Origin of the sequence: Chryseobacterium endalhagicum, assembly GCF_016745235.1 — a bacterium.
GTDB lineage: Bacteria > Bacteroidota > Bacteroidia > Flavobacteriales > Weeksellaceae > Chryseobacterium > Chryseobacterium endalhagicum.
In genome coordinates this window covers 1657452-1674643 of the sequence record NZ_JAELVM010000001.1, presented here as the reverse complement: position 1 = coordinate 1674643, position 17192 = coordinate 1657452, and the positions used below count along the sequence as shown (strand labels likewise).

Genomic DNA, 17192 nt, shown 5'->3' with positions numbered 1-17192 from the left:
CTTTTTCTACAATTTCTGCATGATACGGTCTAATTCCAGATCATAATTATAACTGTTATAAAATGATTTGGCATTCCTGGAATATTCCGTATAATTTTCCAATATGCTGTGCAGGGTTTTAGCGACCTGATCTTCTTTCTGAAAATCAATGCACTCTCCCATTCTGCTGGCTGCCACCGTATTGATAAGCCCCGGAATATCATTCCCGATCATTGGCATAGAAAAATTAGAAAACTCCCATAATTTGTTCGGTGCACAAAATATATTGTTCAGAGAGGAGTGATCATACGTTAATATACCAATATCCGCATGGCTGGTTACATGCAGATGATAAGGAGGCGCTACAAACGGAATATGGATGATGGAAGGACAGATGGTTTTGAGTTTTTTCAAATAGTCTGTTTCCTTACCCATAATGATCAGTGCAAAATCTTCTGACTGATTGATGTAGCGGCAGATTCCTTCGAGTTCTCTTTCAGGAAAAATAACTCCCTGATAAATAATTTTCTTTTTGTCTTTTACAGGTTCCAACAGCTTCGACAGTTCATCCGTCAAAGGAAGATTTCTTTCAGACAGCTCCGAATACGGTTTATTCAGAATAACTTCCGGCGTTTTAGCCAGCTTCCACCAAACCCGAAGTATATTCGCTCTGTCCAAATTGGAGCAGATAACAAGCTTTGCATTTTTTGCAAATTTTTCAAGGCCTTTGATGTACCTTGGCGCGTAATCAAACAGCTCGTATAGATTAAGCACATAGTTCAGGGATAATAATTTATTCCCCAAAGCCAGGGTGGTATCTGCGGCCGGAATCCAGATCAGTTTCTCCTGATACCTGTTCTCATTAATAATTTTCCAAAACGTTTTTCTGATCTTAAACCAGTATAAAAACTTGTTGGATGAAGGTTTTATATTGGTTAAATGAACTTTGTCGCAAAGACTGTTCAGCTCATCGATCAGGTTTCCTTTTTCAAAACCTAATACCAGATGAATTTTATAACCGTTTTTATTCAGATACTTTATAAAAGCCAATAAAGGAGGGTAATCTGAAACGCAGGTTTTATGAACTATTACAATTTCTTTATTCTCCATTAAATCTGCTGTTATATTTTTTTACAAATTGGTTCAACATTTCATCTGCTTTTGATCTGAGCTCTGAAATGTATTTCTGATGATCCTTTTCCAGATCTGACTGGACTAAATCATTAAGCTTCGGAATATCAAAATCATTATTCCACAAAGCAAATGACGGAATCTGCTGGGTAAGAATCCTTAATTTAGGCTCTATTTCCACGCAGATCACTTTCTTTCCCAGGAGGCCGGCAATAATAGCTCCATGATAACGTGCCGTAATGAATGTGGAAAATGAGTTTAAAATCTCTATAAAATCATTGATTTCCATGGTTTCCGGATTCCAGACTATACTTTTGTAATCCTGTATCCTTTTCATCCATTTCGGATCTTTATCTTTTGCAAATACTATAAACGTAACATCAAGTTGCGGATTGGCATTCACAAAGCTGATCAGCTGTTCCTGATAATCTGCTTCACTGTTCTTCCACTCCCAGTCCCGCACGATAATTCCTATTTTGCCGGAATCTTCAACCTGCGGAACGTTTTGAATATATTTATTAAAACCGGAGGAAAATACCACATCAGCTCCTAAGAATGATTGGATATTCCAGTCGTTGCAATACTCATAAGAAACCTGATCTCTTACTCCTGTAAACAGGGAATCTTTCAACTGATTCTTTGCAAATTCTATAGCTTGCATGTTATTGTTAAAAGGCCCCAATCCAAAGCCCAGAAAAGCTTTTTCAAAACGGGTTACCGCTTCATTTCCCGGTCCAAGCTTCTGAAATACCTTTTTTAATATTTTAACCGGACTTTTGGATATATTATTCTTTAGTTTGGTTTTAAGCGTAGATTTTTCTATAAATGAAAAAAACTGGGTTCCTCCACCATAAATCAGCAGATCATCTTTCTGATTGTTACTGTATGAAGAATCACTTAAAAATTTAGAGACATAGCTATTTTCAGCTCCTATAAAATTCAGGGAACTGTTTTTGATATTGGCTTTGATGAAATCCTCAAACACGATCATCAACAAATCATCGCCAAAATTACTGTCACCATATGCTCCTTTTATTGATATATTCATTATATTTCCGGCTTGATATTTTTTAATAATTTATTTTTCAAATAAATCGCATCTTCAGATTTTAATCTGTAGTAATGTTCTGCATCTCTTGATTTAATGACCTGGCAAGGATTTCCCACGACAATGGAAAGCGGCGGTATTTTTCCTGAAACCACACATCCGGCACCAATGATGCATCCTTCTCCAATCTGGCTTCCGGGTGTAATGATTACATTTCCCCCGATCCATACATTTTCATCAATTTTTACTTTTTTGAATTCAAAAGTTTCATCATAAGGAATAAATTTTGAATCCCTGAACTTATGATTAGCCGAATGAACGGTTAAATTCGGGCCAATGATGACTCCGTTACTGATTTCAACTTCTCCAAGCCCGTTGATGTCGGCATTGGGGCCAATATATACATAGGAGCCAATGGAAATCCTGTCAGGATACAGCAGCCTTATATTGGGGTTTATATCGTTAAGCTCACCAAAATGTTTTAATCTTTTTTTGGTTTTATTAAACTTGATCTGATCGAGAATTCTATTTAATTTTCCAATTAAAAACATGATATCGCTTTTTTGATTAATAAAATACTTAAGTAAGTAACCACCGGTAAAAGGATGATGATAAAAAATTTGATATTAAAAATCTCTTTTTTATATATATCAATATACCGTAACAGTAAAACCACCAGAAATCCTAATAAAAACGAAATTGATATTCCCTGCAGGCCTATATACTGTATAAAAACAATACTTAATGCTATGGATACAACAGCGCCCAGCAAGGTCGTCAATGTGATTTTTAATGTATTCTTTTCTTTCTGATATTTTAATCCCAGAAAACCGGCAATGGCATTGAATCCTACCCCCAGATACAAATAGGGCATATATTCCCAGGTTTCGAAATACTCTTTGGAGACCAGTATTTTGGTCATCAAAGGGGATAAAATACCCAGCGTAAAGGCCAGGGCCAATTCAAACATGATAAACTTTCCCAGTAATCTGTTAAAGGTCAGGTTATCTTCTTCTTTTAAGATCCTATCCTGCAGCGGCAGCAGCAAAACAGAATTGATCACCAGAAGCAATGCGGGAAAACGGCTTGCTACCGCATATAATCCATTTCCTTCGGGTCCCATATAATGCAGGATAATAAATTTACTGGCAGATGATATGGCCCACCAGCTCATTAAATTGGGAATCAAAGGCAAAGAATAGGATGCCATAGATTTTATAAGCTCAGGATCCCAATATTTAAATTTGAAATACTGAAGTATTTTCACCTTATACAAAATCAGAATACATGCTACCGTGTACGCTGCAATATTGGCAATAAAGACTCCTTCAACATTTAATTTTAAAACATAAATGAAAACGACATTAAAAACTACAATCAAAAAAGTAGTCAGAATCCCGTTGATCGCAAACTGCTTCGTGTTTCCCTGTCCTCTTAAAATGCTCTGTAATAAGGGCAGTAAACAATTCAGGAAAATCAGTACGATAAAATAGCCCTCATACTGAAAGCTGTTGAAAAAGACATAAATGGAAAAACCAATACAAAAAATAAGATACCCTATACATAACGTGATGATAGAATTGGTCATAATTTTTGCCTTCTGGTCTTCACTGATGTATTCTTTATCAATCAACCATCTGTACGTAGCATCAGAAATCTGTAATGAAACCAGCGGCGCAAAAAGACTTATTGTGGTAAGCAGTAAGTCGTATTCTCCCAATTCTTTTTTAGTGAGAAAATAGGTGTAAAAAGGGACTAATAAAAATGAAAGAATCTTTGATCCAAAGCTTCCTATGGAATACGTCAAAGTTTCTTTAAACATCTTCTTTTTAAGCAGAGAAGATATATTCATTTATTTACTTTTTATAAAATTTACGATGCGTTCACATGCCGTTCCATCACCATAAGGATTATGCAGTTCTCTCATGGATTGGTAACGTACGGTATCATTTAACAAACTCTGCGCTTCTGAAACAATTTTATTTTTATCTGTACCTACCAGAATTACCGTTCCGGCATTCACTGCTTCCGGTCTTTCCGTAGTATCGCGCATCACCAGTACCGGCTTCCCAAGACTCGGAGCTTCCTCTTGTATCCCTCCGGAATCGGTAATGATCATATACGACTGATTCATTAACCATACAAAAGCCGGATAAGCTAAAGGCTCGATCAATACTATATTATTAACCTCAGATAAAATTTCATACACAGGTCCTTTCACATTGGGATTCAGGTGTACAGGGTAAATAACCTGCACATCAGGATTTGTAACGGCAATTTCTTTTAATGCTTCACAAATATTGATAAATCCCTGTCCGTGGTTTTCCCTTCTGTGTCCTGTAACCAGTACAATTTTTTTGGATACATCTATGATGGACCTCAGTGTTTCTATTTCTTTATTATCTATATGCTCCACTTTTTCTGAGCTGTAAAATAATGCGTCTATCACAGTATTACCTGTGACCAATATATTTTCTTCTTTAGTGTTTTCTGCCAATAAATTAAGCTTCGACTGTTCTGTCGGGGCAAAATGATAATCAGCAATACGTCCCGCTACCTGGCGGTTCATTTCTTCAGGGAATGGAGATCTTTTGTCATGGGTTCTCAATCCTGCTTCCACATGGCATACTTTGGCCCCGGAATAGAAACTGGCAATGCTGGTCGCCATGGTCGTCGTTGTATCCCCATGCACGTACACATAATCCGGATTAAAATCTTCTAAAACAGATTTCAGTCCGGTGATGATATCAGCCGTGAGGTTGTACAAATTCTGGCCGGGCTTCATCAGATTTAAATCGTAGTCCGGTTTGATATCAAAAAAACTTAAAACCTGATCCAACATCTCTCTATGCTGAGCTGTAACGCAAACTTTAGTCTCAAATGACTCTTCTTTTTGAAATTCTTTTACCAGTGGAGCCATTTTTATAGCTTCCGGTCTTGTTCCAAAAACAATCAGATGTCTTTTTTTCATAATTTTAAGCAAATAAATATTTACAGTCTGGAATCACATTCTTCCAGCACTCCCTTTACATCATAGATAATTCCGTCTTCCTTCAGGTAATTATTCAGGTTGATTCCCATAAATTCCTTGTGGGCAACGGTAAGAATAATGGCATCAAATTTCTCATCCGGAATTTCATTCACCACCGTAAGATCATACTCATGCTGTACTTCTTCAGGCTTAGCCCAAGGATCGAAAGTAGTCACATGCAAAGCATAGTCTTCAAGCCCGTGGATAACGTCTACCGCTTTGGTATTACGCACATCCGGACAGTTTTCTTTAAATGTTATTCCCAGGTTCAATACTCTTGCTCCATTGATCGTGATTTTCTTTTTGATCATTGTTTTCACCAGTTGGGAAGCCACATACTGCCCCATAGAATCATTCAGACGGCGGCCGGCCAGAATAATTTCCGGATGATAGCCGTTCTCCTGGGCCTTCTGAGCCAGATAATAAGGATCTACCCCAATACAGTGACCGCCTACCAATCCCGGTTTGAACGGTAAAAAGTTCCACTTGGTGCCTGCAGCTTCAAGTACTGCATGGGTATCTATTTCCAAAAGGTTGAAAATTTTCGCCAGCTCATTCACAAAAGCGATATTGATATCTCTCTGGGAGTTTTCAATTACTTTGGCTGCTTCTGCAATTTTGATGGTTGGAGCCAGGTGGGTTCCTGCCACGATCACAGATTTATATAAAGCATCTACTGTTTTCCCGATTTCCGGTGTGGAACCTGAAGTTACTTTAAGGATCTTTTCTACGGTATGTTCCTTATCTCCCGGATTGATACGTTCAGGAGAATAGCCTGCAAAGAAGTTCTGATTGAATTTCAATCCTGAAACTTTTTCCAGAACCGGAATACATTCTTCTTCTGTAGCTCCCGGATACACGGTAGATTCGTAAATCACGATATCTCCTTCGGACAATACTCTGCCCACCGTTTCTGAAGATTTATATAAAGGGGTCAGATCCGGACGGTTATGTTTGTCAACAGGTGTAGGAACGGTTATGATGTAGATGTTTGCATCCTGGATATCTTTCATATCAGCAGAGCAGTACAATCCGTTTTCAGCAGGCTGGTTAAAAGGGTTTTCTTCTTTTAAGATTGCTTTTAAAACATCATTTTCCACTTCCAGAGTAACGTCTACCCCTGTATTTAATTCTTCAATTCTTTTCTGATTGATATCGAAACCTACAACCGGATATTGGGTTGCAAATAATCGGGCCAGAGGAAGGCCTACATATCCTAATCCGATAACGGCAATTTTATACTGTTTTTCCACAAAGATTCGATTTAAACTTGTTTATTTTAAATTTTCCCAGTACCAGCTGATGGCTTCTTTTAATCCTTTTTCTATGGTATGGCTGGGCTGGTACCCTAATAGTTTTTCTGCTTTTTCAACGGAGGCCAGTGAGTGCGGAATATCTCCTACACGGTTAGGCCCATAAACCACTTCAACGTCTCCGATTTTTCCATCAAATTCACTCAGATACTTTTTAAGGTATCCTACCAGATCATTTAATGTGGTACGGTCTCCTACAGCGGTGTTGTATACTGTATTCACCGCTTCAGGGTTTTCAGTAAGCATGGCACGCTCATTCATCTGAATAACGTTGTCGATATATGTAAAGTCACGGGAATAATCTCCTGTTCCGTTGATCGTAGGAGATTCGTGATTGATTAACTGTTTTACAAATAAAGGAATCACGGCAGCATAAGCTCCGTTCGGGTCCTGTCTGCGTCCGAATACATTGAAGTATCTTAAACCGATACACTGTATTCCATACGTTTTTCCGAATACATCCGCATACAGCTCATTCACATATTTGGTAATGGCATACGGCGATAACGGTTTCCCGATCACGTTCTCTACTTTAGGTAATGAAGCAGAATCTCCATAGGTAGAAGATGAAGCGGCATATACAAAACGTTTTACTTTTGCATCACGCGCTGCAATCAGCATATTCAAAAAGCCGGATACATTCACATCGTTGCTTGTTGCAGGATCTTTGATAGATCTCGGCACTGAACCCAATGCAGCCTGGTGCAAAACATAATCTACATTTTCCACTGCTTTCTGACAAACTTCCAAATCACGGATATCCCCTTCAATGAGCCTGTAATTTGGGTTGTCAAGGAAAGGTGCGATATTATGACGGTGTCCCGTTGCAAAATTATCCAGGCAGACCACATCATAACCTTTATTTAAAAAATACTCCGTTAAGTTGGAACCAATAAAACCGGCTCCTCCTGTAATTAAAATTTTACGCATTTCTATGATTTAAAAATTTTATTCCACCAACTTTTTTTATCCTTGGTCTGGCTGTATCCATAGCCGTAGCTATAGTTGTAGCCATACCCACCTGCTCTTCTTGAAACGTCATTAATAACAAATGATACGTTAGAAAGCTTAGCGTCTCTTACCAGATCGTTGGCAAAATCTATCAGGATATTTTTGGACACTCCCGATCTTACCACATACAGTGTGGCATCTGCCGTATCTGCAATACTTAGTGTATCCGATACCAGCATCAGCGGTGCAGAGTCAATAATAATATAAGTGTACTCAGAAGACATCTGTTCAATAAGCTTTTGGTATCTTCCGTTAGAAAGCAGCTCCTGAGGATTGGGAGGAATAGCTCCGGCATAGATAACATCACATGAAGGGTTGGTCGTAGATGTATGGATAAGCTCCTCTACTTTTACCGACTCATCATATAAGAATTCTGTAAGCCCTTTTCTTTTTACCGGCTCACTGTCATAACGCTGGATCTGAGGATTCCGGATATCGGAACCAATCAGAAGTGTTCTTGCGTTTTTGTTGGCTATGGTAAGCGCAAGATTCACGGATACCAAGGTTTTTCCCTCTCCTTTTACGGAAGAAGTCACCATGACCACTTTAGCTGAATCTTTTACCGGCAAAACAAATTTCAGGTTGGAAACCAGTACCCTGAAGGCTTCTGCCAATTCTGAGAAGTCGTTTTTCTGTACCAGATGGTTTTCCGTATCGGAAAGCGAAGGAATATCTACCAGTACGCCCAGTCCGGAACGTTCTTTAATATCCTCTCTGCTGTAAATTTTATCATCCAAAAGGAAAATAACATAGAAAAGGGCAAAAGGAATCAATAGTCCCAGCAAAACAGCGCCGGGAAGAATAACATCTTTTTTAGGCGATACCGGAATATCTTCTGTAAATGCTGGGTTTACAATTTTTGCTTTCGGAACATCTACTGAAAGATTGATCGCGTTTTCTTCTCTTTTCTGAAGAAGGAATAAAAATAACTGCTCTTTCAGGTTTTGCTGACGCTCAATTCCCCTGTATACTTTAGACTGTCCGGGAACCTTTTCAATCACATTATTGCTGGTCTTGATCTGGTTCTGCAGCTGGGAAATACCCGTCTGCACGGTTTGTCTCTGCTCACGGATATTATCACGGATCACTTCCTTTAAAGAAGCAATTTCCCTGTTCATTTCTATGACAGCAGGGTTTTCGTTGGTAGCCTGTTTAAGGGTTTTATTTCGACTGATAATCAACTGATTATATTGAGAAATAGATTGTTCCAGTGAAGGATTCAGCCCAAGATTGGATGGCATAAGCTGGTTATTGCCTTTTGAAGCTTCTCCCGAAAGTGAACTCAGAAGATCCAGCTGAGCCTGTTGCTGAAGAAGAGCTTTGGTATTTTCACTGGTATTCTGCAAGGCCAGTTCTGCCTGCGCCTGTAAATCTACAATACGGTTACGGTTCTGGAAATCTTCTTTCTGGTTTTCTACTCCGGAAAGATCTTTGGTAATGACTTCCAGTCTTTTATCAATGAATTCCTGTGTATTCTGAGCCTGCAGGTTCTTATCTTTCTGCCCGTCAAGATTATACTGTTTGGTCACCTCGTTCAGAATCGCTTCCGATTTTTCAGGAAGAGATCCTACCAAACTGATATCCATCAGCATAGCTTTTTCATCCGGAAGATTGACCTGGATTAATTTTTCCAGTTTTTTGATCTTCTCAATCGGACTTGAAAAGATCACTTTATAGTTTGCTTTAACAGCAAAAGCTGAATTCCTTTGAAACACCACCGTTCCGAAATCCAACTGTACAGGAATGTCAAACTTTGCGTGAACATCTTTTTTCTTCTCGCTTTGAAGGGTAAACTGGTCGCCCTTTATATCGGTTAATGTATATGGTGTAGCTACAAATTTTTCTTTGGTATAGCTCAATATCTTTGCAGTAACAGGAACCCTGTCTCCAAACAGCTGTGAGTCTTTAATATCTCCGGTACTGAAATATTCTACATTCAGATTAAGATTTTTCACCACCTGCATCAATAGCGGCCGGGAGTTAACAATGGCAGCCTCACTTTTCAGTTCATCAGAATTACCCAGACCTATCCCTAGATTATCTAAATCAGCAAGAGCTGAAGAAAGGTCGTTTTGTTTTTTATCAAATTTAAGGGTAGTTTTTGACTGATATTTAGGAACACTGTACCTTAGATAAATATAAGCAACTGCTACACAAAGCATAACAGAAGCTATAAACCACGGCCATTTATACAGGTATTTGGAAATGGCTTTCTTTATATTTAATTTCTCTTCCCTGGGCTGAATTTCTATCTGCTGCATATTTTATCGTCGTGTTAAAGCAATAATAAGTGTACCAGCTGTCAGTAATGCACCAATGATCTGGAATGTAAGCGCTCTGTTCGGGTTCGAATTGGCCTGAACCTGTTTGTTTTTGTCCGGCTGTACATATAATATGTCGTTCTGCTTCATATAATAGTACGGTGAATTTACGATATCCGATCTGGTAAGGTCGATGTGAACAATCTGATCTGTCCCGTCATCTCCGGTACGGATAAGCTTAACATTCGTACGGTCTCCGAAGTCCGTCATATCTCCGGCAAGGCCAAGAGCCTGGAAAACGTTAATCTTCTGGGAAACACTTTCTTTCTGCCCCGGAGCTTTTACTTCTCCTAAAATGCTTACATTGAAGTTTTTCAGGGTAATAGTCACCAAAGGATCTGTAAGATATCTTTTCAGACGGGTTTCCAGCTCCTGTCTCAGCTGTACCTGCGTCATTCCTTTAGTATATATATTTCCTAAAACCGGGAAAGATATATAACCTTCTTCGTTCACCAGGTATTCGCTTGGCTGTGAATACAGATTACTTCCACTGGCGGATTCACTTCCTACTTTGTTTACGGTATTGAGATTGAAAGGTTTTACGGCAATTTCATCCAGTGCAGATACAAGAATAAGAAGAACATCCCCTTCCTGAATATGCAATCCCTGAAACTTTGCTTTGGTAACTTCTTCCTCCATATTATGGTTGGCCATGTATACCATATTCTGTTTCGGCTTACATGATAATAAAGTAACCGATAACAATATCAGATATGTAATAATAGTTCTCTTCATATGTTTTTTAATCTACTTGTGTTCACGCTCAATGTTTTAGAATTTTTTTATGTCGGAGCGTAGTACGTATATTTTATGTATCATTATTCTCACATTTCGGTGAAAATTTTTCAACGCATTCTATTATTTTCTAAGATCAAGTCTTTTCGTATCAATTATCGTTCCGATTGAAAAAAAACAATAAAAATATTTCATTATTTTTATGTGAATTTATGCATATTTTTAACTATGTTGCTGATATAGTTCATGTTCCGGTGTTTTATCCAAAATTTCAAATTCCGAGTTATTACTGATAAATTCCGGAACAATAATCTTTAAAATTTTAACCACCTGTAAACTCTCTTTTTTTATCGCCGAACGCATAATCTGCTTACTCAGCAATTCTATCTCTTCAAATTCCATCAAAGGATCTCTTGATATCATTATTTTCTCGTGATGGGTAGGAATTGTTGTAGAATTGTCCGTTAAAAGTTCCTCATATAGCTTTTCGCCAGGTCTTAATCCGATAAAATCAATTTTGATATCAACATCCGGGGTGTATCCTGATAATTTGATCATTCTTTTCGCCAGATCCAGGATTTTGACAGGTTTTCCCATATCAAAAACATAAATCTCACCTCCGTTCCCCATCGTTCCCGCCTGAAGTACCAGTTCACAAGCCTCCGGAATGGTCATAAAATAACGGATGATATCCGGATGGGTGATCGTTACAGGCCCTCCTTTTTCAATCTGCTTTTTGAAATGCGGTATTACTGAGCCGTTGGAGCCTAATACATTTCCGAAACGTGTTGTAATAAACTTTGTTGTATTATCCGGAGAGTTCTGCAAGGACTGTACAAAAAGTTCAGCTGCTCTTTTGGAAGCCCCCATTACATTGGTAGGATTCACAGCCTTATCTGTAGAGACCATTACGAATCTGCTTACATTATACTGTTTAGACAGTAAAGCCAGGTTTCTGGTTCCGCCGATATTGACAAAAACAGCTTCATGCGGATTGTCTTCTATTAAAGGAACGTGTTTGTATGCCGCTGCGTGATATACTGTAGAAAAATGGTAATCTTCAAATAATTTTTCAAGTCTGTAATGATTGGAAATATCTGCCAGCACAAATTTGAAATTCTGGTCCGGAAATCTTTCCAGCAGCTCAAGTTTCAGTTCATACAATGGAGACTCCGCCTGATCCACCACTACAATAAGGGATGAACCCAACCGGGCAACCTGCCTCACAATCTCACTTCCTATAGATCCTGCCCCACCGGTAACCAAAATACTTTTATTAAAATGACGGCTTTTCACCTCTTCATTTTCTATTTTTATAGGGGTGCGTTCCAGTAAATCTTCAATCTGAAGCGGACGTATGCTTCCTATGATACCATCTTCATTTATTTTGCTGGCATCGGGAGATTTTAATACTTTCAATCCTTTATCTAGCGCAAGAGTTACCCATGCCTCCATTTGAGTCCTGTCCATCATTTCCCTGATCAGAACGGCATCAAAACGGCTTTTCAGATGATCATTTTTAAGGAGTTCTTTTTTATTATATACTTTATGCCCCAGCAGGACTGCTTTTTTAGAGTCTGATCTGGCACTGAAAAATCCGGCTAGCTGGTAAGGCTGTCCCGGGTTATGGATAATGGCATTGGCTAATGATACGGATTGATCTTCTACTCCTACCACGGCAATTCTTATTTTAGACAGCCCGTTTTTGGCACCCATCCATCTTTTGAAAAGCTGTTTGGTCGTCATTCTGAAAAAGAACATCAGAAAAATAGAAATAAAGAAAAGCAGGAAAAGTGCCGGGTATAAATACAACGGTTTTCCCAATACTGTATCTGATATAAAATTGATCCCAAGCAACACAAGAAGCGCAGATCCTGAAGCCCACAGAATCCTGAAAAAATCGAAAAAAGTTGAATATCTGATAATTCCCGCATAGGTTTTAAACAGGAACATAAACAGAATATTGACTGCAATGACGGTAAAAATTTTTTCATTGAAATACTCAATAAAATTAATTTTTACATGCAGATTTTTTAAGAACAGATAGGTAGTTAAGACAGAAAAGGAGACAATTGAAATATCAATAAAAAAAACCACCCACCTGGGCACGTACCTTAACTCTTTGATTTTTAAAACATTCACCATGCTATGGAAGACCTAAAAACATTAAACATTATTTTAATTCAACAAATGGTGTGCTTTTTTCGAAAACAAAGGTAACAAATTATTATTAATATTTTTATGACCATATCCTGCTTTTAATTAAAAATAATTACTCGTAACGTGGTATGAATTAACTTCATTTACCTATGTTTTTAGTATTCAGATAGATTCAAAATAAATAATGAAATGTTAAAAAAAATATAATTCTCGATTTTAGGAATATTTTAGAATTATTTTGACAAATTGGGGGTTTGAAATTCAAACTAAATAGTAGACTTAATAAAAAATTAATATTGAAATCTGACAGGTCTGTACAAATATCTACCTGACACCAACAACCCCTGATTTAAGAAATTATATACCGCCGAGAAAAGTACTTAAATTATCCGGCCTGGCCAGCCCCAGCTTACTTTTGATCCTTGTTTTATATACCCTGACCGTAGCCGTGGTTGTATCTTCAAGAACAGATATTTCTTTTGACGAAAGATCCATCCTGAAATAAGTACACAGCTTCAGCTCCCTGTTTGTGAGATCCGGACAAAGCTGTTCGAGCCTGCTTAAAAATATTTTATTCTCGCTGCTGCTTTCATGTACGAAAACATCATTCTTTTTATCGATCTGTATCAGCTTGCCGACTTTCAGGTGCAGATCCCGGAGAATCTGCTCATGATCATTATCTGCAGATCTTTTTATCTTTTTTATATTCTGTAAAAAGGCTTTTTCTGATTCTATTTTCAAATTCAGATTCTGATACAGGTTTTTGATCTTCTCTTTTTGAAAAAGAATATCCCGTTCCAGTATTTTTTTATTTGCCTCTAAAATCTCTCTCTGTTTTTCGGCATCTTTGCGCTCACTCTTCTTTTTAGTCCATATATATAAAGCAATAAGGCCGATAATGACCACCAGTAAACAACATATCATGATGGTGAGAAGCACTTTCCTCTTATGGGCTTTAATTTCATATCCGTATTTATCATTGATACTGCTAATGAGGTTTTTATTAAGAAGATCGGATGTTTTCTGTATGCTTTCCCTGTTTTCGTCATCAAATGTATGATTCAGCACTATCAATTTTTTTGATACTTCTTTTAAAAGCTGAATATCGGCATTGGAAGAATAATAATATTTCTGAACGATTTCATTCACTGTGATTTTACTGTACGTATCCGTCAGTTGTGGCTCAATACGCAAAAGATGATCAACAACCTTCTTCTGCTCACTCAGCTGCCCCGTAATTACATACAGATCGAAAAGCTTTTCAGAAATGGGGATCATGTAGGAAAAGAGCTCTTTTTTGCTTCCGTAATGAATAAGTGCTTCAACAAGAAGTTTTTCAGCACCGGAATAATCTTTTAATTCATAATAATAAAAGCCCAGATTGCCCTTCATTTTAATAAGGAAATCAAACTCCTCTTTAGTGAGATCTTTTTTACTTTTTAAAATTTCTATGCCTTTTTCAGCCTCCTGAACGGCTTTCCCCATATTATTGAGCTTAGCATAGGCCATCCCGAAATTATTATGCATCGAAGAGGTATAAAGCAGGTCATCCTGTCTGAAGTTTTTCAGGGCCTTCTCAAAGTAATACAGGGCAGATGCATACGCCTTCTTATTGTAGTAAAACCTACCCTTCATATGGTAAAGATGCCCTGCGTAATACATCCCGGACAATGTTTTATTATACCCTATAGCCTTATCTATGAAGTGCATGGCCAGCTCAGGAGAAGTGCTTTCAAGCTGAATAGCCATACTATAATAAGAAGTCATTGAAATATAATCGTACCTGCTATCATTAAGTTTTAACAGGTCGTAAACAAAAAGAATCTGCTTATTCCTGTCATTCCGGTACAAAAACAACTCTATGTATTTAGAACCTATCAGGTATTTTTTATCTTTTTTATTTTTAAAGTTCTTAAGCTCCCTATGCTGAAGTGCAGAAATTTTAGCCGGATGATCAATAGCCTGTGTAAGTTCATTCGTAAGTTTATGAAAATACATATTCTCATCAGCTCTGGAATCAGCGCACGCCAATATCAATAATACAACAAGAACATATAGTATTTTCTTCATAGGTAACAATTCTAAGCTTAAATTTTTTCTAATATATTGAAAATAGACTATAAAAATTATGTGCCAAAAAATTGAATAATACCAAATTTATCCGGATAAAAACTAAATTATTCACACCCATTAAACAAATAAGCCAATATAATTACTAAAATAAATAATTATGTAATTTTTATTAGCAATTCAATGAACTTACAAAAGCCTGGATTTAACACTTTCAAAACACAATGACTTAAAAAACAGATAATTACATCCGAAATGCTAACAATTTATTTTAAAATAATCAATTTTTGCTAACAACTATTAATTCCTCATTTGGCTTACCAATCTTCTGCATGCATTTATTTTGTCCCAGAATCAGAAAAAAGAAACACAAAGACGTCAGGAATTCCGATTCCTTTTTGATTTTGAAAATGTCTAACTGACGAACAAAATTTTTATTACCCATCCTTTACAATCTGTTCCACTGCTTTAGTTATAAAAAACCAGAACAGGTACATCTTGTTTTAAGGCTTTAGCTTAATAATTAAAACATGTAAAATGCAAATTGGACAATTTAAAACCGGTTTAGGAAGAAAAATAATTATATGGCTGATGGTACTAGGTTTTTCCGGATTCAATACTATCCATGCTCAGGACACGGACGGAGACGGAATCACAAACATCAATGACCTGGATGATGATAACGACGGCATCCCGGACACCGCAGAAAACACGTGCTCTCTTCCCGCCGACTCGGGAGCAGGCCAGACCGTCCCCCATTTAATCTGGGATGTTAACACAAACCCTTTTCCGGGGAAACTTGAAAACAACAACCTGTCACCGGAAGCAACCACTACAGCCAGCACCGTTGTTTTTGGAAGCGGACTGCCCGGATCACAGAAAACAAATCTCTCCTGGAGTATTCAAAATATCAATTCAACAACCGCCGCACAAGCCAAAACAAACAATGATTACATTCAATTCTCTATTCCAATGGCTTCAAACAGCAACAAGATTTTTGAACTGAAGGAATGGGCAACCTATGGCACCACCAATACAAAAGTGCAGAATATACATATTGAAATTTCCGGCAACGTGAATTTCACGAATCCTACGACATTATATTCAGGGCAAAACCCGACGACTACCAGCGGTGCTTTCCAAAAGTTTACGCTCAACTCAAATTACAGACTTCAGAAAGGAACAACCTATTATGTAAGAGTGTTTGTTTATGGTAGCGCCACCACAGCAATAATGGATAGTTTTGGACTGAATGCACAATGCTTTACAGACACAGACGGAGACAACATCCCGGATTATCTGGATCCGGACAGTGATGGAGACGGCTGCCCCGACGCTATGGAAGGAGACGAAAATGTGGCCAACAGCCAGCTTAATGCCAACGGCAGCATCAATTTCACAGCCAACGGAGGCGTAAACGCTTCAGGAATTCCTAATCTGGTTAATTCCGGCGGAGCGGCAGATTCAGGAGGCGACCAGGGACAAGGACCCGGCTCCTCTGTCAATGCGGCTATAATCGGATGCTTCTGCTACAAACCGGCTACTACTTCAGGAACCCCGCTTAATACCTCATTCGGAATCACCTCTCTCGGAAGAGCAGGCACAGCCGCCAGCAACTGGCCCATGACAAGAAAAGGAGGTTGGGCTGCCCTGGAAGCAAAAACCAAAGGCTTTGTCCCTAACAGACTTACAACTGCCCAGAAAAACGCCCTAGTTCCCGTGGAAGGAATGATGGTGTATGATACCAATCTCGACTGTCTCAGCATCTATGACGGAACAGCATGGAAATGCTTCAATATTCAGACATGCCCTAACTAAAATTTAACAAAAAACATTGAAATGAAAAACACCATACTTTTTTTAGTCATTTCAGCTATAAGCTCTCATTTACCTGCGCAGGTTGTTATAGGGAAAACTTCAGTAACGAATACTTCTGTTTCTCTGGAATTCGAAAACGGAAACAGGGGGCTGATTCTCCCGTGGACAACTTCAGCCGCCAATACATCAGCAGCTGTAAACGGAACGATAATCTACGACCTTTCCGATCATAAGATAAAGGTAAAATACAATACCGGCTGGAAAGACCTTTCGGTAGACACTTCCGGAACTACAGTAGATCCTGTGACCGGTACTGACGGAGTTGCCATTCAGAATACAGCAAGCGAAAAAACCAGTGCCAAAACAGCCATAGGACCATTAACCTCCACACCAGGCATCCTGGTACTGGAAAGCAATGACAAAGCAATGATACTCCCGAAGGTTAACAGACCCCATCTCAACATTATCAATCCCGCACCGGGAATGATCGCATATGACACAACCGAAAAGCAGCTGGCTGTTTTCAACGGAAAGGTCTGGAGTTTCTGGAAACCCTGATTATAAAATTCATCACA

At 38.3% G+C, this 17192-nt stretch carries 13 protein-coding genes; 2 read left to right on the top strand and 11 right to left on the bottom strand.

The features are described from left to right. Positions 1-6: 6 nt before the first annotated feature. The 11 genes from JET18_RS07305 to JET18_RS07255 all read right to left on the bottom strand — a co-directional run bounded on the left by JET18_RS07305 (position 7) and on the right by JET18_RS07255 (position 14799). Positions 7-1089, bottom strand: coding sequence for a glycosyltransferase family protein (locus tag JET18_RS07305; protein ID WP_202089961.1), 1083 nt, complete (start codon positions 1087-1089; stop codon positions 7-9). Beyond that, complete coding sequence (locus JET18_RS07300) at positions 1079-2158, bottom strand: polysaccharide pyruvyl transferase family protein (RefSeq protein ID WP_202089960.1); 1080 nt, start codon at positions 2156-2158, stop codon at positions 1079-1081. Before JET18_RS07300 ends, JET18_RS07305 begins: the two co-directional genes overlap by 11 nt. Next, positions 2158-2709: an acyltransferase gene (locus JET18_RS07295; protein WP_202089959.1), complete on the bottom strand. Its 552-nt coding sequence runs from the start codon at positions 2707-2709 to the stop codon at positions 2158-2160. The genes JET18_RS07300 and JET18_RS07295 overlap by 1 nt, the downstream gene beginning before the upstream one ends. After that, entirely contained in the window at positions 2700-4010 is a 1311-nt protein-coding gene (locus JET18_RS07290) for a lipopolysaccharide biosynthesis protein (RefSeq protein ID WP_202089958.1), read from the bottom strand. Before JET18_RS07290 ends, JET18_RS07295 begins: the two co-directional genes overlap by 10 nt. Further along, the gene (gene wecB, locus JET18_RS07285) at positions 4011-5129 is read right to left on the bottom strand and encodes a non-hydrolyzing UDP-N-acetylglucosamine 2-epimerase (protein WP_202089957.1); all 1119 of its coding nucleotides are present in this window, start codon (positions 5127-5129) and stop codon (positions 4011-4013) included. Positions 5130-5149: 20 nt separating this feature from the next. Next, complete coding sequence (locus JET18_RS07280; protein ID WP_317193243.1) at positions 5150-6442, bottom strand: nucleotide sugar dehydrogenase; 1293 nt, start codon at positions 6440-6442, stop codon at positions 5150-5152. 21 nt (positions 6443-6463) lie between these two features. Continuing rightward, positions 6464-7432 carry an SDR family oxidoreductase gene (locus JET18_RS07275; protein WP_202089956.1) on the bottom strand — a complete coding sequence of 323 codons (969 nt, stop codon included), beginning with the start codon at positions 7430-7432 and terminating at the stop codon, positions 6464-6466. 2 nt (positions 7433-7434) lie between these two features. Continuing rightward, positions 7435-9774: a GumC family protein gene (locus tag JET18_RS07270; protein ID WP_202089955.1), complete on the bottom strand. Its 2340-nt coding sequence runs from the start codon at positions 9772-9774 to the stop codon at positions 7435-7437. Positions 9775-9777: 3 nt separating this feature from the next. Further along, positions 9778-10569 (bottom strand): polysaccharide biosynthesis/export family protein, encoded by a 792-nt coding sequence (locus JET18_RS07265; protein WP_202089954.1) that lies wholly within the window; start codon positions 10567-10569, stop codon positions 9778-9780. A 222-nt stretch (positions 10570-10791) separates the two neighbouring features. Then, entirely contained in the window at positions 10792-12714 is a 1923-nt protein-coding gene (locus JET18_RS07260) for a polysaccharide biosynthesis protein (RefSeq protein ID WP_202089953.1), read from the bottom strand. Positions 12715-13086: 372 nt separating this feature from the next. Then, positions 13087-14799: a tetratricopeptide repeat protein gene (locus tag JET18_RS07255; RefSeq protein ID WP_202089952.1), complete on the bottom strand. Its 1713-nt coding sequence runs from the start codon at positions 14797-14799 to the stop codon at positions 13087-13089. Between the two features lie 537 nt (positions 14800-15336). On the opposite strand from JET18_RS07255, the gene JET18_RS07250 reads away from it, so the two are divergent. Further along, on the top strand, positions 15337-16617 hold the full coding sequence (locus tag JET18_RS07250; protein ID WP_202089951.1) for a hypothetical protein: 1281 nt from the start codon (positions 15337-15339) through the stop codon (positions 16615-16617). Positions 16618-16638: 21 nt separating this feature from the next. Further along, on the top strand, positions 16639-17175 hold the full coding sequence (locus tag JET18_RS07245) for a hypothetical protein (RefSeq protein WP_202089950.1): 537 nt from the start codon (positions 16639-16641) through the stop codon (positions 17173-17175). Positions 17176-17192 lie beyond the last annotated feature (17 nt).